We start from the raw sequence: 22470 nt of genomic DNA, 5'->3' as shown, positions 1-22470 counted from the left end.
CTTCCGCTTACTCGACCGTGACGGACTTGGCGAGGTTGCGCGGCTGGTCGACGTCCAGCCCCTTCGCCGCCGACAGCTCCATCGCGAAGATCTGCAGGGGCACCACCGCGAGCAGCGGCTCGAAGAGCGGCGCGGCCAGCGGGATGCGGATGACCTCGTCGGCGAACGGCAGCACGGCCGCGTCGCCTGCCTCGGCGATCGCGATGACGCGAGCACCGCGCGCGCGGATCTCCTGGATGTTGGAGACGACCTTCTTGTGCAGCTCGTCCGACCAGCGCGGGCTCGGGACCACGACGAACACCGGCTGCCCCGGCTCGATCAGCGCGATCGGGCCGTGCTTCAGCTCGCCGGCGGCGAAGCCCTCGGCGTGGATGTACGCGAGCTCCTTGAGCTTGAGCGCGCCCTCGAGCGCGATCGGGTAGCCGACGTGGCGGCCGAGGAAGAGCACGGAACGGGTGTCCGACATCCAGCGCGCGAGCTGCGCGATGGTCTCGTGGGACTCGAGGACCGTGGCGATCTTCTCGGGGACCGCGCCGAGCTCCTCCACGGCGTCGCGCTGCTGCGCGTCGGAGAGGGTGCCGCGCACGCGCGCCAGGTGCAGGCCGAAGAGGTAGAGGGCCGTGATCTGCGCGACGAACGCCTTGGTCGACGCGACGGCGACCTCCGGGCCGGCGTGCGTGTAGAGGGCGGCGTCGGACTCGCGCGGGATGGTCGCACCCTGCGTGTTGCAGACGGAGATGGCCTTGGCGCCTGCCTCGCGGGCGTACTTCACGGCCATGAGGGTGTCCATGGTCTCGCCGGACTGGCTGATCGAGATGATCAGGGTGCCGTCGGAGATGACCGGCTCGCGGTAGCGGAACTCGTGGCTGAGCTCGACGGTGACGGGCACGCGCGCCCACTTCTCGATCGCGTAGGAGCCGACGAGGCCCGCGTACGCAGCCGTTCCGCAGGCCACGACGGTGATGCGGTCGATGCCGGTGAAGAAGTCGTCGCCGAGGGCGTCGAGCTCCGGGATGTGCACCTCGCCGTCGACGACGCGGCCGCGCAGCGTGTTGGCGACGGCGTCCGGCTCCTCGGCGATCTCCTTCGCCATGAACGAGGACCAGCCGCCCTTCTCGGCGGCGGAGGCGTCCCAGGCGACCTCGAACGGCTCGACCTCGACCGGGGCACCGGCGAAGTCGGTCACGGTGACGGCGTCGGGGGTGATCGTGACGATCTGGTCCTGGCCGATCGCCATCGCGCGGCGGGTGTGCTCCACGAACGCGGCGACGTCCGAGCCGAGGAAGTTCTCCCCGTCGCCCAGACCGATCACCAGCGGGGAGTTGCGGCGCGCACCGACGACGACATGCGGCTGGTCCTTGTGCAGGGCGAGGAGGGTGAACGCACCCTCGAGCCGCGACACGACGCGCTGGAAGGCCTGGCCCAGGTCACCGGTCGCCCGGTACTCGCGCCCGAGCAGCACGGCCGCGACCTCGGTGTCGGTCTCGGATTCGAACTCGAAGCCGTCGGCGAGCAGCTCGTCCTTGAGGGTCGCGAAGTTCTCGATGATGCCGTTGTGGATGACGGCGAGCTTGCCGTCGTCACCCAGGTGCGGGTGCGCGTTGCGGTCGGTCGGTCCGCCGTGGGTCGCCCAGCGCGTGTGGCCGATGCCCGTGCTGCCGTTCGGGATGGGGTGCGCCACGAGGTCGCCGGCGAGGACCGCCAGCTTGCCGGCCTTCTTGGCCGTGCCCAGACGTCCGTCCGGGCCGATGACGGCGATGCCGGCGGAGTCGTATCCGCGGTACTCCAGACGCTTGAGACCGCCGAGAAGCACCTCGAGGCTCTTATCGGTACCGACGTACCCCACGATTCCACACATGGACCCGATTCTAACCTGGGGCACGGCCTAGACTTGTCGCCTATGCGTGACAACGGCGCCGGTCGCGGCGAACCCACAGGCGGCGACTCCAGCACCCCCTTCGTCGAGTTGGATCGGGCCGATTGGGCCGATCTCGCGCAGAACACGCAGCTGCCGTTGAAGGAGACCGAGATCGTGCAGCTGCGCGGTCTGGGCGACCCGCTCGACATGCGCGAGGTCGAGCAGGTCTACCTCCCGCTCAGCCGGCTCCTCAACCTCTACGTCGGCGGCGCCCGGCAGCTGCACCGGGTGACGAGCGACTTCCTCGGCGAGCGCTCGCAGCGCACACCGTTCGTGATCGGGGTGGCGGGTTCCGTCGCGGTGGGCAAGTCGACCATCGCCCGCCTGCTGCGGGAGCTCCTCTCCCGATGGGAGGACACTCCGCGGGTCGAGCTCGTCACGACCGACGGCTTCCTGCTGCCGAACGCCGAGCTCGAACGCCGCGGACTGATGGAGCGCAAGGGGTTCCCGGAGTCGTACGACCGCCGCTCGCTGCTGCGGTTCGTGACGGAGATCAAGAGCGGTGCGCCGGAGGTGCGCGCGCCTTTCTACTCGCACCTCAGCTACGACATCGTCCCGGACGCGGAGGTCGTCGTGCGCCGACCGGACGTGCTGATCGTCGAAGGACTGAACGTCCTCCAACCGGCGGGTGGCGGCAACAGGCTCGCGGTGAGCGACCTGTTCGACTTCAGCGTCTACGTCGACGCGCGCACCCGCGACATCGCCCGCTGGTACCAGGAGCGCTTCCTCAAGCTGCAGCGGGGCGCGTTCGCCAACCCGCAGTCGTACTTCCACCGGTTCGCCGACCTCACCGAGGAGGAGGCGAGGGCTCGTGCCTCCTCGATCTGGTCGCGGATCAACGAGCCGAACCTCCTGCAGAACATCCGGCCGACGCGCTCGCGGGCCAAGCTCGTGCTCCGCAAGGACGCCGACCACACGGTGAGTTCCGTCCTGCTCCGTAAGCTCTGACCACGTGCCTGAGGCTCAGGGTCCTCAGGCTCTCGAGGCTGACGTGCGGGCACTCTGGTCAGCCAGGGTCGGGTCGCGTAGTCATGAGGTATGGCAGCACCTCGTTCACAGGCCGCCCGCGTTTTCGGCGAGCGCGTCCGCGCGGCACGTCTCGCGCTCGGCCTGAGCCAGGAGGACATCGCGAACCTCGCCGAGATGCACGTCACCAACTACGGGCGGATCGAGCGCGGTGAAGCCAACTCCGAGCTGCACACCATTGTCCGGCTCGCCACGGCGCTGGACTCCGATCCCGCAGTCCTGCTGGCCGGGCTGTACGGCGACGGGATGCTGCCCGAGCGCGAGCGTGCGTACTCGGTCGCGGACTTCATCGCCGCGCGCCGGGCGCAGGAGAGCTGATCGCGTCGGCATTCGGGCATGAATGCCTCATGCCCACAGGCCTGACGCGTCCATCCACTGGCCTGCAAGATCAGGGGAGCGGATGCTGAGAGCATGTCACGCGCGCGCTCCGAGGCCTCCCGTGTCTTCGGCGAGCGCCTGCGCGCGCGGCGACTCGAGCTCGGCTGCTCGCAGTACGACATCGCGCACCTGAGCGGCGTCGATCTCGCCAACTACGGGCGCCTCGAGCGCGGTGGCGGCAACCCGACACTGACGACCATCGTCCAGCTCGCGATGACGATGTCGCTCGACCCGGCCGCCCTCATGGCCGGACTCGCCGAGGAGGGGATGCTCCCCGAGAAGGACCGGCCGTACTCGGCGCTCGACTACATCGCCGCACGGCGGCAGCAGGACGGCCGCTGACGCGATCCGTCGTCGGCGGGTCCGATCAGACCGTGAGGCGGTCGCGCACGACGTCGGCGAGCTCGTTCGCCAGGCGCTCGGCGGTCGGCTGGTCGGCCGCCTCCACCATCACGCGCACCAGCGGCTCGGTGCCCGACGGGCGCAGCAGCACGCGGCCGCTCTCCCCCAGGGTCTGCTCGACCGACGCGACGGCGGCGCGCAGCTCTTCGTCGGTGTGGACGGCGTGGTGGTCCACACCCTTCACGTTGATCATCACCTGCGGGTAGATCGTCATGGCCTTCGCCAGCTCCGAGAGCGGCTTGCCCTGGCGCGCCATCTCGCTGAGGATGTGGAGGCCGGTGAGGATGCCGTCGCCGGTGGTGGCGAACTCGCTCATGATGACGTGGCCCGACTGCTCGCCGCCGAGGGAGTAGCCGTTCTTGTTCATCTCCTCGAGCACGTAGCGGTCACCGACCGCGGTCTCGACGACCCGGATGCCGGCGTCGCGCATCGCGAGCTTCAGCCCGAGGTTGCTCATGACGGTGGCGACGAGGGTGTCGTCCTTGAGCTTGCCGCGCTCCTTCATGCCGAGCGCGAGGATCGCCATGATCTGGTCGCCGTCGACCACGTTGCCGTCGGCGTCGATCGCGAGGCAGCGATCGGCATCGCCGTCATGGGCGATGCCGACGTCGGCACCGGCCGCGAGGACCGCCTTGGCGAGGTTGTCGAGGTGGGTGGAGCCGACACCGTCGTTGATGTTCATGCCGTCCGGGGAGTCCCCGATGACGGTGACGCGTGCGCCCGCGTCGGTGAAGACCTCGGGCGAGATGCCGGCGGCGGCGCCGTGCGCGCAGTCGAGCACGACGTGGATGCCGTCGAGGCGGTGCGGGAGGCTGCCGAGCAGGTGGACCACGTACCGGTCCTCCGCGTCGGCGAAGCGGCGGATGCGGCCGACGCCGGCGCCCGTGGGCGTCAGCTTCTCGAGGCCGAGGTGCTCCTCGATGCGGTTCTCGACCTGGTCGGGGAGCTTGGTGCCGCCACGGGCGAAGATCTTGATGCCGTTGTCCGGCGCCGGATTGTGCGAGGCCGAGACCATCACACCGAAGTCCGCGTCGAAGTCGGCGATGAGGAAGGCCGTGGCGGGGGTCGGGATGACACCCGCGTCGAACACGTCGATGCCAGAACTGGCGAGGCCCGCGGCGACTGCCGCAGACAGGAATTCGCCCGAGACGCGAGGGTCGCGGGCGACGATCGCCGTCGGCCGTTTGCCGGCGGCACGCCGCTCCTCGGCGCTGCGGCCTCGCGTCAGGACAGCAGCTGCTGCCTGAGCGAGGCCGAGCGCGAGGTCGGCGGTGAGGCTACCGTTGGCGAGTCCACGGACTCCATCGGTTCCGAAAAGACGTGGCATATCGGCAGCCTAAACGCTCGGAGTCGTTAGCGCTTGGAGAACTGCGACGCCTTGCGGGCCTTCTTGAGACCAGCCTTCTTGCGCTCGGTGACGCGGGCGTCACGAGTGAGGAAGCCGGCCTTCTTCAGGTTCGGACGGTTGTTCTCGCGGTCGATCTCGTTGAGAGCGCGCGCGATGGCCAGACGCAGGGCGCCGGCCTGACCCGAGGGGCCGCCGCCGGTGATGCGTGCGACGACGTCGTAGGAGCCGAGCAGGTCGAGAACCTTGAACGGGTCGTTGATCAGCTGCTGGTGCAGCTTGTTCGGGAAGTAGTCGGCGAACGCACGGCCGTTGACCGTGATGGTGCCGGAACCGGGGACCAGGCGCGCACGCGCGATGGCCTCCTTGCGTCGGCCGACGGCCGCGCCCGGAACGGAGAGGACGGCGCGCGGGGCGGCCGGGGCCTCAGTGGCCGGGGTCTCGGTCGAGTAGGACTCGACGTTCTCGGCCGGGGCCGACTCGATGCTGTCTGCGATCTTCGCCACGATGGTGATAATCCTTTGTCTCTGTCAGTCGTGAAGGTCTGGAATCGCCTACTGGGCGACCTGGCCGAGCGTGTACTGCTTCGGCTGCTGGGCGGCGTGCGGGTGCTCGTTTCCGGTGTAGACCTTCAGCTTGCGGAGCTGGGCGCGACCGATGGAGTTCTTCGGGAGCATGCCGCGGACGGCCTTCTCGACGGCGCGGATCGGGTTCTTCTCCAGGAGCTCGGAGTAGGTGGTGGCCTTGAGGCCGCCCGGGTAGCCCGAGTGGCGGTACGCCTTCTTCTGCTCGGCCTTCTGGCCGGTCAGGGCGACCTTGTCCGCGTTGATGATGATGACGAAGTCGCCCGAGTCCAGGTGGGGGGCGAACGTCGCCTTGTGCTTGCCGCGCAGGAGGGCGGCGGTGTGGCTGGCGAGACGGCCGAGCACGACGTCGGTCGCGTCGATGACGACCCAGTCGCGCTGGATCTCGTCTGCCTTCGGGGAATAAGTGCGCGTCACAGTAGTGGCTGCTTTCTGTATCGAACGGAGGAGTTCGTGAATCCCACTCCGATGGGGGTTCTCGTCTCGATGAGAGTCGAACCGTGCCGGTGGAGGGCTCACGTTCGCATGCCGCACCGCAGGAGGCGCGGACACCAAAAGTCAATACTACGCGACACGCCCGGATGCGGTCAAACCGGTGCGCCTCCGGGGCGGCACCGCTCCGCCCTGGGGAGGATTTCGGGCCGGATCGCTCGTCGGGGCGCGCCACCCGATCCTAGGTTGAGGAGCATGAAGAACGTCATCGTCTCCGCACGGCCGCTGTTCGAGCCTGTGATCGGGATGGTCTGGTTCGCCCTGTGGGCAGTGTGCGAAGTCGGCCGGAACCCGATCACGGGAGACGAGCCGGCAGCGGTGCTGTTCTGGGCCGTGCTGCTCCTCCAGTCGCTCGCCATCGCGCTCTCCCGGCTGCTGCCTCTGACCGCGCTCGCACTGGGCGCGTCGGCGCTCGTGGGGCAGTTCATCCCGCCTATCACTCCTTTCGATCCGGCACTCTACGTCGGCAACGTCATCGTCGTCGTCGTGACCGCGGCGACTCTGCCCGGCAAGCGTCGCCTGTTCCCGCTCGCCTATGCTCTCGGCGGAGGCGCGCTGATCGCCTGGATGCTGTGCTGGGGGTACGGCATCGATCGGGCGGATCCGGCCATGCGCCCCGTCCTTCTCGTCAGCCTGCCGCTCGCCGGCCTCGCGTCGTGGTCCGTCGGCATCCTGATCGGCGCACGCCGGAGGATCGCCGCGCAGGAGAGGGCCCTCGCCGCGGCACGGGAGGACGTGCTCCGGGCCGAGACCGAGACGATCGTCGCCGGCGAGCGCGAGCGGATCGCTCAGGATGTGCACGACATCATGGCGCACTCGCTTTCGGTCATCCTGGCGCAGGCGGACGGCTCTCGCGCCCTGTCCGGGGAACGGCCCGAGGCGATGGCGCAGTCGCTCGAGACCATCGCCACGTCGGCGCGCTCCTCCCTGACCGAGGTGCGGATGCTGATCGAGACGCTCGTGGCCGAGCCGGACGGCCGTGCCGCGCCGGCGGTCGGCGACATCGACGCCCTGGTCGAACGGATGCGCGATGCCGGTCTGTCGACCGAGGTGGAGCGGTTCGCGGAGCCCGCCGGCCTGACCCCGGCGCAGGAGCTCGCCGTCTACCGGATCGTGCAGGAGGCGCTCACGAACGCGCTGAAGCACGGCGGTTCGGGGGCGAGCGCGCGCCTCGTGCTCGACGCTCGGGGCGGCGGGATGATGGTGTCCGTCGCGTCGTCGGCCGGCGAGCATGCCGACGCGGCCGCGCCGGAATCCGGGAGCGGTCGCGGCGTGCACGGTATGCGTGAGCGGGCGCGCCTCGCCGGCGGCTGGCTCGACGCCGGACCCGATGAGGAGGAGGGCGGCGGTTTCCTCGTCACCGCCTTCATCCCCGCGGCACAGGCGGTGCTCGCGTGAGCATCCGTGTCGCCGTCGTCGACGACCAGCCCCTCTTCTGCTCGGGCATCGGGATGCTGCTGGAGTCGCAACCCGACCTGGAGTTCGCGGGTGCGGCTCACGACGGCGAGGCCGGCGTCGCGCTGACCGTGCAGGAACGCCCGGGCGTCGTCCTGATGGACCTGCGCATGCCGCTGCTCGACGGCATCGGCGCCACCGCGCGCATCCGCTCGACACTCACCGGCGACGATGCGCCCCGGATCATCGTGCTCACGACGTTCGAGCGCGACGAGGCGGTGGCCCGCGCGATGCGTGCCGGTGCCGACGGCTTCGTCATGAAGGACACGACGCCCGACTTCCTGCTCGCGGCCGTCCGCACCGTGCACGCCGGTCACTCCGTGATCGCGCCGAAGGAGACGGCCGCACTGTTCGGCGGCGAGCGCGTCCGGCCGCCGCGGACCGAGACGATCGCCGCCCTCTCCGCGCGAGAGAAGGAGGTCTTCCTCCTCGCCGCGCGCGGGCTGAGCAACGCGGAGGCCGGTCAGGTCGCGTTCATCTCGGAGACCACCGTGAAGAGCCACATGCGCAGCATCCTGCAGAAGCTGGGGCTTGCATCCCGCGTGCAACTCGTCGCGTTCGCCTACGAGAACGGACTCGTACGCTGACGTCCACTTGAGCGTCCTCGACGCTGGACGAGCCGGTCAGTTGCGGCGGTCTTCGGCGGCGAGGACGCTGTCGGCGGCGGCGCGGGCGACCTCCAGGAGTGGCGAGTCGTGAATCGCCCGGATGGTTGCGGAACTGGCCCCGACGTAGACGCTACGGGCATAGATGTCGTTCCCGACCGCCCACGCACCGTCCCGGGGACGCCAGTTCATGGGTCGGCGGCCGTGTTGCGGCTGCACCGCGGCGGTGATGGGACCGGAGAAGACAGCGAGATCCGTCCGGTGTCCCGCCCGGATCACCGGAGCGCTGTCGAGCGACTCGACCTCGGCGTATCCGGTCCAGATGAGGAACGCACATTCGTCCGGCGTCGTGGTGTGCCGGCCGAGGACGCTGGCGAGTCGAACCACAACATCAGTGTCGAGGTCGCCCATGGTCGGCTCATCGAGCACCGGGTCGACCTGGAGGTCGCTCCATTGCGTGTCGACTGTGACAACCGTCGCCGGAGTGCCGGCTCGTGCCCAGCTTCGGGAGTCGGCGCCTGGGGGCGCCGTCGGATCGTGCGCGGGGTTATAGACGCGAATGTAGCTCTCGAAATCTCCGAGGAGGTCGCGAAGCGTTCCATCGAAGCTGATGCCGCTGAAAGAGCCGACTGCCCAGCCGGAGGGAGAGGTGTGCATCCGATCGCTCCCGTTCCACGACTCGCAGTGAGACATCCAGAATCTGGAATTGAAACCCGCGTGTCGACCCTGACCCCCACGGGCGCTACGTGCACCTGAGCGTCCTCGAACGTTCCTGAACGGTTCCACAGCCGGTCGTCCGGCGTTCCCGTCCCGTCCCTCGCCCGGCCATGCGGCGTCCGTAGCGTGCCGGCATGCACTCCCCCGTCCGCGTGGTCGCGGTGATCCCCGCCCGTGCCGGCTCGAAGGGCATCCCGGGCAAGAACCTGGCGCCCGTCGCGGGTCGCAGCCTGGTCGCCCGGGCCGTTCACGCCGCCGTCGCCGCCGAGCTCGTCGACGCGGTCTACGTGAGCACCGACGGCGAGCGCATCGCGGCGGAAGCGACCGTCGCGGGTGCTCGGACGATCGATCGGCCCGCGGACCTGTCGGGTGACGAGGCGTCGTCCGAGGCCGCCCTGCTGCACGCACTCGACGTTCTCGCCGCCGACGGGGTGCGGCCGGAGGTGCTTCTCTTCGTGCAGGCGACCTCCCCCTTCATCGTTCCCGCTGATCTGGACGCCGCCGTGGTGCGGGTGCTCGAGGGCAGCGCCGACGTCGTGTTCTCCGCGGCGGCTTCGCACGCCTTCCTCTGGCGCGTCGCGGACGACGGATCCGCGGTCGCCGTCAATCACGACGCGCGCGTCCGTCCGCGCCGGCAGGACCGTGCCCCGGAGTTCCGCGAGACCGGAGCCTTCTATGCGCTGCGCGTCGACGGCTTCCTGCAGTACCGCCACCGCTTCTTCGGGCGCGTGGAGATCGCGAAGGTCGATCCGCGCGGCGCGATCGACATCGACGACCCGTCCGACCTCGCGGCCGCGGCTGCCCTCGGACCGCTGCTCGACACGACCGCCCCCGACATCGACGTGGATGCCGTGGTCACCGACTTCGACGGCGTGCACACCGACGATCGCGCGAGCATCGCGACCGACGGCGGCGAGACGGTCGTCGTCAACCGGCGCGACGGGATGGGCGTGCGGATGCTCCGGGAGGCCGGGGTCCCCCTCCTCATCCTCTCCACCGAGACGAACCCGGTCGTGGCCGCCCGCGCCGCCAAGCTGCGGGTCGACGTGCTGCACGGCATCGACGACAAGGCCGCGGCCCTGCGCACCTGGTCGACACGGACCGGCATCCCCCTCGACCGTGTCGCCTACCTCGGCAACGACGTGAACGACCTCGGCGCGCTCGGCGTCGTGGGCTGGCCCGTCGCGGTCGCCGACGCCCACCCCGCCGTCCTCGCCGCCGCCCGGCTCGTGCTCACGCGCCGCGGCGGCGACGGTGCCGTGCGCGAACTCGCAGACCTCGTCCTCACCCAACGGAACGGAGCATCATGACCGTGCAGATCGGCCGCTCGCACATCGGCGACGGCAACCCCGCCTACCTGATCGGCGAGATCGGACTCAACCACGACGGCGACGTCGAGATCGCCAAGCAGCTCATCGACGTGGCCGCCGACGCCGGCATTCAGGCGGTGAAGTTCCAGAAGCGCACGCCTGCGATCTCCACGCCCGAGCACATGAAGTCCGTCCCCCGCAGCACTCCGTGGGGCGACATGACCTACCTGGAGTACCGCTACCGCGTCGAGTTCGACCGCGACCAGTACATCGAGGTGGGCGACTACGCGACCATGCGCGGCCTCGACTGGTTCGCCTCGCCCTGGGACGAGCCGGCGGTCGACTTCCTCGAGGATCTCAACGTCGTCGCCTACAAGATCGCGTCGGCGTCGGTCACCGATCTCGGGCTCCTGGGTGCGGTCGCCGCGACCGGCAAGCCGGTCATCCTCTCGACCGGGATGTCGACCCTCGATCAGATCGACCGCGCAGTCGACGCGCTCGCCACCGACCGTCTCGTCATCCTGCACGCGACCTCCACCTACCCGCTCCCGGCGGAGGAAGCCAACCTGCGCACCATCGGCACGCTCGCGGCCCGCTACCCCGGCATCCCGATCGGCTACTCGGGGCACGAGCCCGGGCTCCAGATCTCACTGGCCGCGGTTGCGCTCGGCGCCTCGGCGGTCGAGCGCCACATCACCCTGGACCGGACCATGTGGGGTTCCGACCACGCGGCGTCGCTGGAGCCGCACGGCGTGAAGACGCTCGCCCGCGACATCCGCATCATCGAGACGGCCCTCGGCGACGGCGTGAAGCGCGTCTTCCCTGGCGAGCTCGCCCCGCTCTCCAAGCTGCGCCGGGTGGGTGCGTGAGGTGACGCGGCGCGTCCTCGGCGTCGTCGACACGGATTCGTTCGCCAAGTGGGGGGCGCACCTGCTGTCGGCGGCTCCCCCGGACTGGCGGCTCGAGCTCGTCACCATCGCCACCCCGACGGCGGCGAGCCGCGATCAGTTGCGCGCAGCGTTCCACGGGCTCGACGAACGACTCGCGCACCTCGCCGCCGACCCGCCGGAGGCGCTCAGCGTCGACGCCGTCGTGGAGCGCGTCTGTGCCGACCCGCCGGACGCCGTCCTGGTCGCGACGCTCGGACCGGTCGCCGAACTCCTCATCGACCAACTCCACCGGCGGGTGCGCCGACGCCCCGTGATCCTCACCGGACTGCCCGGCATCTCCTACCCGGCGAAGTGGAAGGGCTTGTTCCTGCGCGCGCGGGCGGACCTGTTCGTCCTGCACAGCCGGCGGGAGGTGCGCGAGTACGCCGCGCTCGCGACCGAGGGAGGAGTGGAGCCGCACTTCGCGCTGGCGACCCTGCCGTTCCTGCGCGCCGCCCCCTCCGCGACCCCGACCCGCACGACCGAACCGCTGCGCCGCGATGCCGTCGTCTTCGCCGCGCAGCCGAGCGTCCCGTCCGCCGAGGAGGACCGCCGGGCTCTCGTCGGCTGGCTGGCCGACACGGCCGCTGCGCATCCGGAGTGGCGCGTCGTCATCAAAACGCGCGCGGTGCGGGGAGAGCAGCAGACGCACCGCGAGACGTATCCCTACGCCGACCTCCTCCCGAACGACGCCCCCGCGAACCTGACGGTCGAGACGGGTCCGATGGACGCTCACCTCGACCGCGCGCTGGCGCTCGTCACCGTGAGCTCCACCGCGATGATCGAGGCCGTCGGGCGCGGCGTCCCCGCGCTGACCCTCACCGACTTCGGCGTCTCCCGAGGATTGATCAACGAAGTCTTCGCGGGCAGCGGCACGGAGGGGACGGCAGCGGACCTGATCGCCGGACGCTTCGGGTCCGTGCGGCCAGAATGGCGCGACGACAACTACTTCCACCCGGCCGCCGACGACGACTGGGCGGTGCGCGCCGACGCGCTCATGACCGCGCGGGATGCGGGCCTCCTCCCGGACCGGCCGGCAGCCCGCCGCAGTCGTGGCGGAGCGCTCCGGCGGGCCTGGGAGCGCAAGGTCGCCCTCGGTGCGCACGACCGCAGCGTGCTCGGCGGGGTGGCGCTCGTCATCGGCACCCCCATCCGCTCGGGCAAGCGGGTGCTCCGGCGGATGCGGCGGCTCAGAGCGAGCGCAGAGCCCGGGTCTGCTCCGCGCGCAGCGACAGCTCCGCCGCTTCCGGGTAACCGACCTCCAGCAGTGTCAGACCGCGCGCGGGCATGACCTTGAACGCGTTGGTGCGGCGCTGGTCGTCTCGGAGGGCGATCAGGTCGCCCGGTTCGAGTTTGCCCTCGCCGACCTCCACGCACCCTCCCACGAGCGCGCGGACCATGCTGTGGCAGAAGGCGTCGGCGACGACCTCCCCCGCGAGCACGCCGTCCGCCTCCCTCCGCCAGGAGAACGCCTGGAGGGTGCGGATCGTCGTCGCGCCCTCCCGCGCCTTGCAGTAGCTCGCGAAATCGTGGAGGCCGAGCAGCCCGTGCGCCGCCATGTCCATCCGCGTGTGGTCGAGCTCCGACGACACCCAGGCGATGCGGTGACGCTGGAGCGGGTCGCGGAAGGCGTGGCGGTCGGCGACGCGGTACTCGTACCGGCGCCACACGGCCGAGAAGCGCGCGTCGAAGCCCGGGAGTGCCTCGGTCGCCTGACGCACGATCACGTCCGCCACCGGCCCGAGCACGCCGTTCAGCCGACGGGCGAGCGCCTCGTGCGCCGGCAGCGGAGGGCGCTTGCCGTGGGGCCGCCGCAGCAGCGCGACCTGCGGCGCGGTGAGGTCCACATGGGCGACCTGACCCAGCGCGTGGACGCCCGCGTCGGTGCGGCCCGCGACGGTGAGCGTGGGCGGGTCGCCTGCCCGGCGGAAGATGGTCGCGAGGGCGTCCTCGAGCACGCCCTGCACCGTGCGGAGCCCGGGCTGTCGCCCCCAGCCGTTGAAGTCGGTGCCCTGATAGGCGATGTCGAGCCGATAGCGCGTCACCAGGTCGGTCATCCCTCGATTCTATGGAGCGAGCGGAGGGTCGGGCGCGCCGCCCCGGGTGAGCCGACTGTCAGCCGCGATTGCTATCGTGGGCGCTTCCGTGCCCGCTGCGGCGCGGCCTCCACCCGCACCCGCCCGCCGACCGCCTCTGTGACTGAATTGCCTCTCCTCACCGTCCAGCCCGCCGTGACCGTCGATCGTCCGGCCGCGCCCGTCTCGGGCCCCTCGCCGTCCCTGCCGGTGCGGTACGCGGGTCTCGACGGGCTGCGCGCCTTCGCGGTCGCCGTCGTGATGATCTACCACCTGTTCCCCGGCGTCCTGCCCGGCGGTTTCATCGGCGTCGACGTGTTCTTCGTGATCAGCGGCTTCCTCATCACGAGCCTGCTCGTGCGGGAGCGCCGCACGACCGGCCGCGTCGACCTGCGGCGGTTCTGGGTGCGACGCGCGCGGCGCCTCCTCCCCGCCATCGCACTGCTGGTGATCGTGTGCTCGACGGTCGCCCTGGCGCTCGGCGGCGACGTGCTTGTCGGCCTGCCGCGACAGATCCTCGGAGCCTTCACCTTCAGCGCCAACTGGCTCTCGATCGCGGCCGACTCCAGCTACTTCGCCCAGGGCGCGCCGGAGCTGTTCCGCAACCTCTGGTCCCTCGCGGTCGAGGAGCAGTTCTACCTGGTCTGGCCGTTGATCCTGCTGGCCCTGGCTCTGATCCGCCACTGGTGGGCGCGGTTCGCGATCGTGCTGGCGGCGGCCGCCGCCTCGGCGATCTGGATGGCCGTGCTCTCCGTGCCCGGCGAGGACCCCACTCGCGTCTACTTCGGCTCGGACACCCACAGCTTCGGGCTCGCCCTCGGCGCGGCCCTGGCTCTCCTGGTGGTGCGGATGCGCCCGCTGGACCTCGACGCGGGCGAGAGCGCCCTGCAGACGTTCGTACGACGCGGCCTGGGGCCCCTGGGCGCGCTCTCCGTCCTGGGACTGGTCGTGTGCGCCTACGCGATGACCTCCGATGCGGACTTCACCTACCGCGGCGGTCTGGCGCTGGTCAGCGTTCTCAGCGCGGTCGCGATCTGGGCTGCCATCGTGCCCCGCTCCTCCCTCGGCCGCACCCTCGATCTCGCGCCGCTGCGTTTCGTCGGAGCGCGTTCGTACGGCCTGTACCTCTGGCACTGGCCCGTGTTCGTCCTCGCGTGCGCCTTCGTGCCCGACGAGAACGAGCCGATCGCGGCGGTCCTCGTGGGCGTCGGGTCGCTCGCGGTCACCGGCGCTGCAGCCCTCTTGTCGTACCGGTACCTCGAGCAGCCGATCCGGAAGCATGGGCTGCTGGGCACGCTGCGTCGCGCCCGCGTCCGGATGCACGCCTCGCGGCCGACGCGGATCGCGGGAATCGCCGGAACGGCCGTCGCCGGCCTCCTGGTCGCGGGCACCGTCGCGGCGATGGCACTGGCCCCGGCCGCCACCAGCGCCCAGCGGATGATCGAGCAGGGCGCCGCGTCCCTCGGCGGATCCGGGCACAGTGCATCTCCGAGCGCCCCGCCCACCCACCTGCGCATCCCGCCGGACCCGCACCCCATCGCGAAGGGTCCCGACATCTCCGCCTTCGGCGACTCCGTGATGCTCGCCTCCGCGCCCGCCCTCCAGGAGACCTACCCGGGGATCGCCGTCGACGCGGTGGTGTCGCGGCAGATGAGCAAGGCTCCGGAGGTGATCGCGGGGGCGGCTGCCTCCGGCGGGCTGCGGGATGTCGTCGTGCTCGGCCTCGGCACCAACGGGTCGATCTCGGGAACCACGCTCGACGCGGTGCTCGACGCGATCGGCCCGCGTCGCCACCTCGTGCTCGTGAACGTCCAAGCGCCGCGGTCCTGGGCGGACGGCGTCAACGCCACGCTCGACCGATACGCCGCCGACCATCCCGGCCGCGTCGTCGTCGCCGACTGGAAGGGTGCCATCGCGGGCCACCTCGAGCTGCTCGCCGACGACCAGATCCACCCCGGGCACCGCGGCGGCCTCCTCTACGCCGAAGCGCTCGGCGACGCGCTCCACACGCTGGCCGAGCGCTCCACCGTCCGGCCGGCGAATCCCTGGGACAAAGCCGGCCCGCGGCCGCAGTAGCGGCCGTCAGTAGGCGCGCACCAGCCCCGTCTCGCGCGTCGCCGTCACGAAGCCCAGCCGCGTATAGAGACCGAGCGCGCCGGTGGGGTTCTCCGCGTCGACGTCGAGCGTCACCTTCTCCCAACCGAGGTCGGCACACGCCGCGAGGGTCGCCGACAGCAGCGCCGGAGCGATCCGCTGCCCGCGGTGCGCCCGCGTCGTGCCGAGCATCGCCACGTAGGCGCCGGTGAAGCCCTGCGCCGTCCAGTCCTCCTCGTTCACCTGCGTCAACACGCACCCCGCGACATGCTCCCCCTCGGCTCCCGAGGCGAGGGCCACGAACGACAGGTCGGGGCGGAAGGTCCCGCCGATGAAAGACTCCCACTGCTCGTCGCTCATCGGCTGGCTGCCCCAGTGGTCGCGGAACGCCTCGTCGCGCGCGCTGTGCACGGCATCCGCGAGCTCGGGCGTGTACGGCACGATGCGCACGTCGCCGACCGGCACCACGTCCGGCACCGGCTCGGCGAGATCGCGTTCGAGACCGAGGAAGTAGCGCACCGGGTCGAGCCCGGCCGAGCGCAGGAGGCGCTCCCGATGCGGAGCGCGCTCGTCCGCGTATCCGACCAGCCACCCCGGAAGCCGCGCGTCCAGCGCCGCCAGCTTCTGCTCGCCTCGGGCGATCTGCCACGCCAGCAGCTCGCGACCGATCCCGCGACCGGTGAACTCTGGATGCACGCCGCCGTTCAGGAACTCGCGCACCAGCGTCTCCTTGCGCGGCGGCTCGAACACGATGCCCACCGCGACGACCCGCCCGGCCGCCGTCTCGGCGAGCAGCGAGTCCTTCTCCAGGTCCACGAAGCTGTAGCCGAGATCCTCGGCGACCTCGTCGCGCGTGGTGATGTAGTTCGGGTGGTCGACGGCATCCATCGCCTTCACGACCTCCCACACCGCGTCCACGTCCTCCGGCGTCGCGGCGCGCCACCGGGTGATCAGCGGATGCCGCGGCCTATAGGTCGGCGGCGCCGTCACACGGTCGGACAACGGTGGCAGGGTCTGGTCGTTCTGCTCCATCCCGCCAGCCTACGCAACGCAGAAGGCCCCGCATCCGAATGGATGCGGGGCCTTCTGAACAGGATGCGAGGGCGTTACGCCTTCTCGGCCTCCGCCTCGGCGGTGGTCTCGTCGGCGCTGACCTCGGCGTCGCCGGTCGACTCCTCGACGACCTCGGCCTCAGCGGCCGTGGTGTCCTCGGTGGTCTCCTCAGCCGGGGTCTCCTCGACCGGAGCGGCCTTGGGGGCGGCGGCCTTCGAGGACTTGGCCGGCTTGGCCTTCGGGGTGACGGGCTCGAGCACGAGCTCGATCTGCGCCATCGGCGCGTTGTCACCCTTGCGGTAGCCGAGCTTCGTGATGCGGGTGTAGCCGCCCTCACGCTCGGCGACCAGCGGCGCGATCTCGGTGAAGAGCTCGTGGACCACGGACTTGTCGCCGATCACGGCGAGCACGCGACGGCGGGCGTGCAGGTCGCCGCGCTTCGCGAACGTGATCAGACGCTCGGCGTAGGGACGCAGACGCTTCGCCTTGGTCTCGGTGGTCTTGATGCTCTTGTGCGTGAACAGCGCGGCAGCCAGGTTGGCGAGCATGAGGCGCTCGTGCGCGGGACCGCCTCCGAGGCGGGGGCCCTTGGTGGGCTTAGGCATGATCGGTTATCTCCAGTTGTGAAACGTCGAAAGGCTTGTCGGGAACGACGAGGCCTCAGATGGTGGTCTCGTCCTCTTCGTACCCGCTGTAGAAGTGGGCACCGTCGAACCCGGGAACCGAGTCCTTCAGCGACAGACCCATCTCCGTCAGCTTGTCCTTGACCTCATCCACCGACTTCTGACCGAAGTTGCGGATGTTCATGAGCTGCGTCTCCGACAGCGAGACGAGCTCGCTCACGGTGTTGATGCCCTCGCGCTTGAGGCAGTTGTACGAACGGACCGACAGGTCGAGGTCCTCGATGGGCATCGAGAGCTCGGAGCTGAGGACCTGGTCGACCGGCGCGGGGCCGATCTCGATGCCCTCGGCGGCGCTGTTGAGCTCGCGCGCCAGACCGAACAGCTCGACCAGCGTGCGGCCGGCCGACGCGATCGCGTCACGCGGGGTGATCGCGGGCTTGCTCTCGACGTCGACCACGAGGCGGTCGAAGTCGGTGCGCTCGCCGGCACGGGTGGCCTCGACGCGGTAGGTGACCTTCAGGACCGGGGAGTAGATCGAGTCGATCGGGATCTGGCCCGCCTCGCTGTACTCGTTGCGGTTCTGCTGGGCCGACACGTAGCCGCGGCCGCGCTCGATGGTGAGCTCGACCTCGAACTTCGCCTTGTCGTTGAGGGTCGCGATGACCAGCTCGGGGTTGTGGATCTCCACACCGGCCGGAGCCGAGATGTCCGCCGCGGTGACCTGGCCGGAGCCGGTCTTGCGCAGGTAGGCGGTGATCGGCTCGTCGTGCTCGCTCGAAACCACGAGACCCTTGATGTTCAGGATGATCTCGGTGACGTCTTCCTTCACACCCGGGACGGTGCTGAACTCGTGCAGCACGCCGTCGATGCGGATGCTGGTGACAGCGGCACCGGGGATGGACGAGAGCAGGGTGCGACGAAGCGAGTTGCCGAGGGTGTATCCGAAGCCGGGCTCCAGGGGCTCGATGACGAACCGCGAGCGGAACTCGGAGATGTTCTCTTCGGTGAGCGTAGGACGCTGTGCAATGAGCACTGTTGATTCCTTTCGGCTAAGTGTCCGCTATATGACACTTGCGTTGAGTGAGGTGGGGTTCGTCACGCCGACAGGCGGCGGCCCGGTCGGACCGCCGCCTGACGGGCGACGTGAAGAGAACTAGACGCGGCGACGCTTGGGCGGGCGGCAACCGTTGTGCGCCTGCGGCGTGACGTCGTTGATCGAGCCCACCTCGAGGCCAGCGGCCTGGAGCGAGCGGATCGCCGTCTCGCGTCCCGAGCCGGGGCCCTTGACGAAGACGTCGACCTTCTTCATCCCGTGCTCCTGCGCCTGGCGGGCGGCCGACTCGGCGGCCAGCTGCGCGGCGAACGGGGTCGACTTGCGCGAGCCCTTGAACCCGACGCCGCCGGACGAAGCCCAGCTGATGACCGCACCGGTGGTGTCGGTGATCGAGACGATCGTGTTGTTGAAGGTGCTCTTGATGTGGGCCTGGCCCACAGCGATGTTCTTCTTTTCCTTTTTGCGCGGCTTGCGAGCGGCCGACTTGGGTGCTGCCATTTTTTCTCCTGAATCCTAGAGCTGCGGGCCGCGGGCCTTAGCGCGCCTTCTTCTTGCCGGCCACGGTGCGCTTCGGGCCCTTGCGGGTACGAGCGTTCGTCTTGGTGCGCTGGCCGCGGACCGGGAGGCCCTTGCGGTGGCGGATACCCTCGTAGCTGCCGATCTCGACCTTGCGGCGGATGTCGGCGGCGACCTCGCGGCGGAGGTCACCCTCCACCTTGTAGTTGCCCTCGATGTAGTCGCGGAGTGCGACGAGCTGCTCGTCGGTCAGGTCCTTGACGCGGATGTCGCCCGAGATCTCGGTCTCGGCGAGCGTCTTGAGCGCACGCGTGCGCCCGACGCCGTAGATGTAGGTGAGTGCGACCTCCACGCGCTTCTCGCGCGGGATGTCGACGCCTGCTAGACGTGCCATGTGTTGGCTTCTCCTGTGATGAGTGGAGGTCTGCAGCGATCCCGGTGCCCCGGCCTCCTCCGAGGGTGTCCCCCGCACCGGCTCGCGGTGCGGGATCTGGGATCGCCTGTATTCGTTATTCGGTTATGCGAGCTGCGATCAGCCCTGGCGCTGCTTGTGGCGCGGGTTCTCGCAGATGACCATGACCCGTCCGTTACGACGGATGACCTTGCACTTGTCGCAGATCTTCTTGACGGAAGGCTTGACCTTCATGTTTCTTTACCTTTGTTCGCTGTCCTCGTACTCCACCAGGGGCTACCCGATGGTGGAGCCGTTACTTACAGCAGACCCTTACTTGTAGCGGTAGACGATCCGGCCGCGGGTCAGATCGTAAGGACTCAGCTCCACGATCACGCGGTCCTCGGGGAGGATGCGGATGTAGTGCTGACGCATCTTGCCGGAGATGTGGGCAAGAACCTTGTGGCCGTTGGTCAGCTCGACGCGGAACATCGCGTTGGGCAGCGCTTCGACAACAGATCCTTCGATCTCGATGACACCGTCTTTTTTGGCCATAGCCTCACTGTCGCTAAAAGTAGTGGTTTGCTGGTCGTGCGTTGAATGGAGTCAGGCATGCAAAAAACGTGCCCAAGACACCAAGGATCAATCTTATGGGATGAGCGCCCGTTTCGCCAACTCTGGGCTATCATCTGCGCCCGCTCTGAGCGAACGCCGGGTCACGCGATGGGCGTGGGCGTGATGCCGAAAGGAGCGAGGCCGGCTGCGCCGCCGTCCGCCGCCGTGAGCACCCAGATGCCGCCCGCGTGGACGGCGACGCTGTGCTCCCAGTGGGCGGCGGCGGTGCCGTCCTCGGTGGCGACGGTCCAGCCGTCGTCCTTCACGTACGTCTCCTGGTCGCCCAGCACCACCATCGGCTCGATGGCGACGACGAGTCCGGGCTTGACCTCCGGACCCTTCGCGCGGACGCGGTAGTTGAAGACGGGCGGATCCTCGTGCATCCGGCGCCCGATCCCGTGGCCGATGTAGTCGGTGAGGATCCCGTAATCGCCCTGCGACACGATGTAGTCCTCGACGGCCTCGCCGACCTCGTTGAGGTACCGCGCGGTCGCGAGCCGGGCGATGCCGTGCCACAGCGACTGCTCGGTGACGTCGGAGAGGGTCTGGCGCTCGGCCACGACCTCCGGCCGCGTGGGATCCGGGATGACGAACGTGCGAGCCGAGTCGCCGTTCCAGCCGTCGAGGATGGCACCGCTGTCGACCGACACGATGTCACCGGGCTGCAGCACGCGCGCCCCGGGGATGCCGTGCACGACCTCGTCGTTGACCGAGGCGCAGATCGTGTGGTGGTAGCCCTGCTCGAGCTTGAAGTTGGGCTTTCCGCCGGCGGCCTCGATCGCCTGCTCGGCGAGGGCGTCCAGCTCCAGCGTGGTGATGCCGGCGGCCACCGCGGCGGCGACGGCGTCCAGAGACGCAGACGTCGCCCGGCCCGGCGCCACCATCAGGCGGAGCTGGGCGGGCGACTTGTAAAGCGACCGCTTGAAGACCATCGGTGGACCGCTACGCGACCGACTCGTCGGCAGAACGCTCGGCGGGCTCGATGCCGCGCTCGGCCAGGGCGACGCGCACGCGCTCCGCGACCTCGTCGATCTCGCCGAGGCCGTCGACCTCCACGAGCAGACCACGCTTGCTGTACACGTCGACGAGCGGCGAGGTCTCGCGCACGTAGACGTCCTGGCGGTGGCGGATGGCCTCCTCCGAGTCGTCGGCACGGCCCTGCTCGAGGGCGCGCTTCGTCAGACGGGCCACGATCTCGTCCTGGTCGGCGACGAGCTGGATCACGGCGTCGAGCTTCTGACCCTTCGACGCGAGCATCTCATCCAGGTAGTCGACCTGGGCGAGAGTGCGGGGGTACCCGTCGAGCAGGAACCCGTTCGCCGCGTCATCCTCCGCGAGCCGGTCGGTGACCAGCTCGTTGGTGAGGCTGTCCGGAACGTAGTCGCCCGCGTCGACGATGGCCTTGACCTGCTTGCCGAGCGGCGTCTCGTTCTTGATGTTGGCCCGGAAGATGTCGCCCGTCGAGATGTCGGGGATCCCGTACACGGTGGTGATGCGGGAGGCCTGAGTGCCCTTGCCCGCTCCGGGAGGTCCGACGATCAGTAGACGGGTCAACGCAGAAGCCCTTCGTAGTGTCGCTGCTGGAGTTGCGAGTCGATCTGCTTGACCGTCTCGAGACCGACACCGACGATGATCAGGATGGACGTGCCGCCGAACATGAAGTTCTGACTCGCCCCGATCAACGCGAACGCCGCGAGAGGTATCAGGGCGATGAGGCCCAGGTAGATCGAGCCGGGGAGCGTCACGCGGGTCAGCACGTAGTCGAGGTACTCGGCGGTCGGGCGTCCGGCGCGGATGCCTGGGATGAAGCCGCCGTACTTCTTCATGTTGTCCGCGACCTCCTCCGGGTTGAAGGTGATCGCCACGTAGAAGTACGTGAAGCCCACGATGAGGAGGAAGTACAGGAGCATGTAGAGCGGGTGGTCGCCCTTGGTCAGATAGTTCGTGATCCAGGTGACCCACGGCGCCGGAGCCTTGCCGGCCGCGGGCTGGTTGAACTGCGCGATCAGCGCGGGCAGGTACAACAGCGACGACGCGAAGATGACGGGCACGACGCCGGCCATGTTCACCTTGATCGGGATGTACGTGTTGTTGCCGCCGTACGTCCGCCTGCCGACCATGCGCTTGGCGTACTGGACGGGGATGCGGCGCTGCGACTGCTCGACGAACACGACGGCCGCCACGATGAGCAGTCCGATCGCGATCACGACGATGAGGATCTCGACGCCCTGCGCCTGGGCGATGGCCCAGAGCGAGTTCGGGAACTGCGCGGCGATCGAGGTGAAGATGAGGAGCGACATGCCGTTGCCGATGCCGCGCTCGGTGACGAGCTCGCCCATCCACATGATGAGGCCGGTGCCGGCGGTCATGGTGATGACCATGAGCATGATCGCGTACCACGAGTCGTCCGTGATGAGCTGCGTGCACTGCGAGACCGAGGTCGTGCCGAACAGCGCGCCGGAACGGGCGACGGTGATGAGGGTCGTCGACTGGAGGACGCCCAGTGCGATGGTGAGGTAGCGCGTGTACTGCGTCAGCTTGGCCTGTCCGGCCTGGCCCTCCTTGTAGAGGGTCTCGAAGCGTGGGATGACCACGCGCAGGAGCTGCACGATGATCGACGCGGTGATGTACGGCATGATGCCGAGCGCGAAGACCGAGAGTTGGAGCAGGGCACCGCCCGAGAACAGGTTCACGAGGGAGTAGAGGCCCGACGTGTCCTGATTCGCGTTCAGGCAGGTCTGCACGTTGCCGAAGTCGACGAACGGCGCGGGGATGAACGACCCCAGCCGGAACAGGGCGATGATGCCCAAAGTGAAAGCGATCTTCCGGCGGAGGTCCGGGGTGCGGAAGATCCGCGCGACGGCGCTAAACAAAGTGCGTCCTGCTTC

At 69.5% G+C, this 22470-nt stretch carries 25 protein-coding genes; 9 read left to right on the top strand and 16 right to left on the bottom strand.

Features of this window, described 5'->3' with window-relative positions; all coding sequences use genetic code 11:
• Positions 1–7: 7 nt before the first annotated feature.
• Positions 8–1858 carry a glutamine--fructose-6-phosphate transaminase (isomerizing) gene (glmS, locus tag HNR14_RS13450; protein WP_179701449.1) on the bottom strand — a complete coding sequence of 617 codons (1851 nt, stop codon included), beginning with the start codon at positions 1856–1858 and terminating at the stop codon, positions 8–10.
• A 42-nt stretch (positions 1859–1900) separates the two neighbouring features.
• On the opposite strand from glmS, the gene coaA reads away from it, so the two are divergent.
• From coaA to HNR14_RS13435, 3 genes are all read left to right on the top strand, one after another.
• Positions 1901–2866 carry a type I pantothenate kinase gene (gene coaA / locus HNR14_RS13445; RefSeq protein ID WP_179701448.1) on the top strand — a complete coding sequence of 322 codons (966 nt, stop codon included), beginning with the start codon at positions 1901–1903 and terminating at the stop codon, positions 2864–2866.
• Positions 2867–2956: 90 nt separating this feature from the next.
• Positions 2957–3262 carry a helix-turn-helix domain-containing protein gene (locus HNR14_RS13440; RefSeq protein WP_179701447.1) on the top strand — a complete coding sequence of 102 codons (306 nt, stop codon included), beginning with the start codon at positions 2957–2959 and terminating at the stop codon, positions 3260–3262.
• A gap of 93 nt (positions 3263–3355) precedes the next feature.
• The gene (locus HNR14_RS13435; protein ID WP_021763737.1) at positions 3356–3664 is read left to right on the top strand and encodes a helix-turn-helix domain-containing protein; all 309 of its coding nucleotides are present in this window, start codon (positions 3356–3358) and stop codon (positions 3662–3664) included.
• Between the two features lie 25 nt (positions 3665–3689).
• Here the strand turns inward: HNR14_RS13435 and glmM are convergent, their stop codons facing one another.
• The 3 genes from glmM to rplM are packed head-to-tail and all read right to left on the bottom strand — an operon-like array spanning position 3690 to position 6070.
• Entirely contained in the window at positions 3690–5051 is a 1362-nt protein-coding gene (gene glmM / locus HNR14_RS13430; protein WP_021763736.1) for a phosphoglucosamine mutase, read from the bottom strand.
• A 26-nt stretch (positions 5052–5077) separates the two neighbouring features.
• Positions 5078–5575 (bottom strand): 30S ribosomal protein S9, encoded by a 498-nt coding sequence (gene rpsI / locus HNR14_RS13425; RefSeq protein WP_021763735.1) that lies wholly within the window; start codon positions 5573–5575, stop codon positions 5078–5080.
• Between the two features lie 48 nt (positions 5576–5623).
• A complete protein-coding gene (gene rplM / locus HNR14_RS13420) occupies positions 5624–6070 on the bottom strand; it encodes a 50S ribosomal protein L13 (protein WP_021763734.1) in 447 nt (148 codons plus the stop codon).
• A gap of 270 nt (positions 6071–6340) precedes the next feature.
• On the opposite strand from rplM, the gene HNR14_RS13415 reads away from it, so the two are divergent.
• Together HNR14_RS13415 and HNR14_RS13410 are read left to right on the top strand one after the other, a co-directional pair.
• Positions 6341–7543, top strand: coding sequence for a sensor histidine kinase (locus HNR14_RS13415; protein ID WP_179701446.1), 1203 nt, complete (start codon positions 6341–6343; stop codon positions 7541–7543).
• Entirely contained in the window at positions 7540–8187 is a 648-nt protein-coding gene (locus HNR14_RS13410; RefSeq protein ID WP_179701445.1) for a response regulator, read from the top strand. Before HNR14_RS13415 ends, HNR14_RS13410 begins: the two co-directional genes overlap by 4 nt.
• A gap of 36 nt (positions 8188–8223) precedes the next feature.
• Here HNR14_RS13410 and HNR14_RS13405 read toward each other — a convergent pair whose 3' ends face one another.
• The gene (locus HNR14_RS13405) at positions 8224–8862 is read right to left on the bottom strand and encodes a hypothetical protein (protein WP_179701444.1); all 639 of its coding nucleotides are present in this window, start codon (positions 8860–8862) and stop codon (positions 8224–8226) included.
• A gap of 194 nt (positions 8863–9056) precedes the next feature.
• On the opposite strand from HNR14_RS13405, the gene HNR14_RS13400 reads away from it, so the two are divergent.
• Genes HNR14_RS13400 through HNR14_RS13390 form a run of 3 tightly spaced genes read left to right on the top strand, consistent with a single transcriptional unit; the run spans position 9057 to position 12452 of the window.
• Positions 9057–10232, top strand: a complete 1176-nt coding sequence (locus tag HNR14_RS13400) for an acylneuraminate cytidylyltransferase (RefSeq protein ID WP_179701443.1) — start codon at positions 9057–9059, stop codon at positions 10230–10232.
• Positions 10229–11101 carry an N-acetylneuraminate synthase family protein gene (locus tag HNR14_RS13395; RefSeq protein ID WP_179701442.1) on the top strand — a complete coding sequence of 291 codons (873 nt, stop codon included), beginning with the start codon at positions 10229–10231 and terminating at the stop codon, positions 11099–11101. Before HNR14_RS13400 ends, HNR14_RS13395 begins: the two co-directional genes overlap by 4 nt.
• 1 nt (position 11102) lies before the next feature.
• Positions 11103–12452, top strand: a complete 1350-nt coding sequence (locus tag HNR14_RS13390; protein ID WP_179701441.1) for a DUF6716 putative glycosyltransferase — start codon at positions 11103–11105, stop codon at positions 12450–12452.
• Here the strand turns inward: HNR14_RS13390 and truA are convergent.
• On the bottom strand, positions 12352–13218 hold the full coding sequence (gene truA, locus HNR14_RS13385) for a tRNA pseudouridine(38-40) synthase TruA (protein WP_179701440.1): 867 nt from the start codon (positions 13216–13218) through the stop codon (positions 12352–12354). The two genes, HNR14_RS13390 and truA, sit on opposite strands and share 101 nt — an antisense overlap.
• Positions 13219–13392: 174 nt before the next feature.
• Here truA and HNR14_RS13380 point away from each other — a divergent pair, with 174 nt between their 5' ends.
• Positions 13393–15312 carry an acyltransferase family protein gene (locus HNR14_RS13380; protein ID WP_343064485.1) on the top strand — a complete coding sequence of 640 codons (1920 nt, stop codon included), beginning with the start codon at positions 13393–13395 and terminating at the stop codon, positions 15310–15312.
• Positions 15313–15318: 6 nt separating this feature from the next.
• On the opposite strand, the gene HNR14_RS13375 is transcribed toward HNR14_RS13380, so the two are convergent.
• The 10 genes from HNR14_RS13375 to secY form a co-directional block, all read right to left on the bottom strand.
• Positions 15319–16362 carry a GNAT family N-acetyltransferase gene (locus HNR14_RS13375; protein ID WP_179701439.1) on the bottom strand — a complete coding sequence of 348 codons (1044 nt, stop codon included), beginning with the start codon at positions 16360–16362 and terminating at the stop codon, positions 15319–15321.
• Positions 16363–16436: 74 nt separating this feature from the next.
• Positions 16437–16988 carry a 50S ribosomal protein L17 gene (gene rplQ / locus HNR14_RS13370; protein ID WP_039921398.1) on the bottom strand — a complete coding sequence of 184 codons (552 nt, stop codon included), beginning with the start codon at positions 16986–16988 and terminating at the stop codon, positions 16437–16439.
• Between the two features lie 55 nt (positions 16989–17043).
• Entirely contained in the window at positions 17044–18039 is a 996-nt protein-coding gene (locus HNR14_RS13365) for a DNA-directed RNA polymerase subunit alpha (RefSeq protein ID WP_021759543.1), read from the bottom strand.
• A 120-nt stretch (positions 18040–18159) separates the two neighbouring features.
• Entirely contained in the window at positions 18160–18558 is a 399-nt protein-coding gene (gene rpsK, locus HNR14_RS13360) for a 30S ribosomal protein S11 (RefSeq protein ID WP_018191944.1), read from the bottom strand.
• A 37-nt stretch (positions 18559–18595) separates the two neighbouring features.
• Complete coding sequence (rpsM, locus tag HNR14_RS13355; protein WP_021759547.1) at positions 18596–18970, bottom strand: 30S ribosomal protein S13; 375 nt, start codon at positions 18968–18970, stop codon at positions 18596–18598.
• 138 nt (positions 18971–19108) lie between these two features.
• Positions 19109–19222, bottom strand: coding sequence for a 50S ribosomal protein L36 (gene rpmJ / locus HNR14_RS13350; protein WP_021759549.1), 114 nt, complete (start codon positions 19220–19222; stop codon positions 19109–19111).
• 78 nt (positions 19223–19300) lie between these two features.
• Positions 19301–19522 (bottom strand): translation initiation factor IF-1, encoded by a 222-nt coding sequence (gene infA / locus HNR14_RS13345; protein WP_021759551.1) that lies wholly within the window; start codon positions 19520–19522, stop codon positions 19301–19303.
• Between the two features lie 161 nt (positions 19523–19683).
• A complete protein-coding gene (gene map, locus HNR14_RS13340; RefSeq protein ID WP_179701438.1) occupies positions 19684–20514 on the bottom strand; it encodes a type I methionyl aminopeptidase in 831 nt (276 codons plus the stop codon).
• A gap of 10 nt (positions 20515–20524) precedes the next feature.
• Complete coding sequence (locus tag HNR14_RS13335; protein ID WP_179701437.1) at positions 20525–21136, bottom strand: adenylate kinase; 612 nt, start codon at positions 21134–21136, stop codon at positions 20525–20527.
• The gene (gene secY, locus HNR14_RS13330; RefSeq protein ID WP_021759557.1) at positions 21133–22455 is read right to left on the bottom strand and encodes a preprotein translocase subunit SecY; all 1323 of its coding nucleotides are present in this window, start codon (positions 22453–22455) and stop codon (positions 21133–21135) included. Before secY ends, HNR14_RS13335 begins: the two co-directional genes overlap by 4 nt.
• Positions 22456–22470: the final 15 nt, after the last annotated feature.

This window comes from Leifsonia naganoensis, assembly GCF_013410615.1.
Taxonomy (GTDB): domain Bacteria; phylum Actinomycetota; class Actinomycetes; order Actinomycetales; family Microbacteriaceae; genus Leifsonia; species Leifsonia aquatica.
This window is presented reverse-complemented; position numbering and strand designations above follow the sequence as displayed.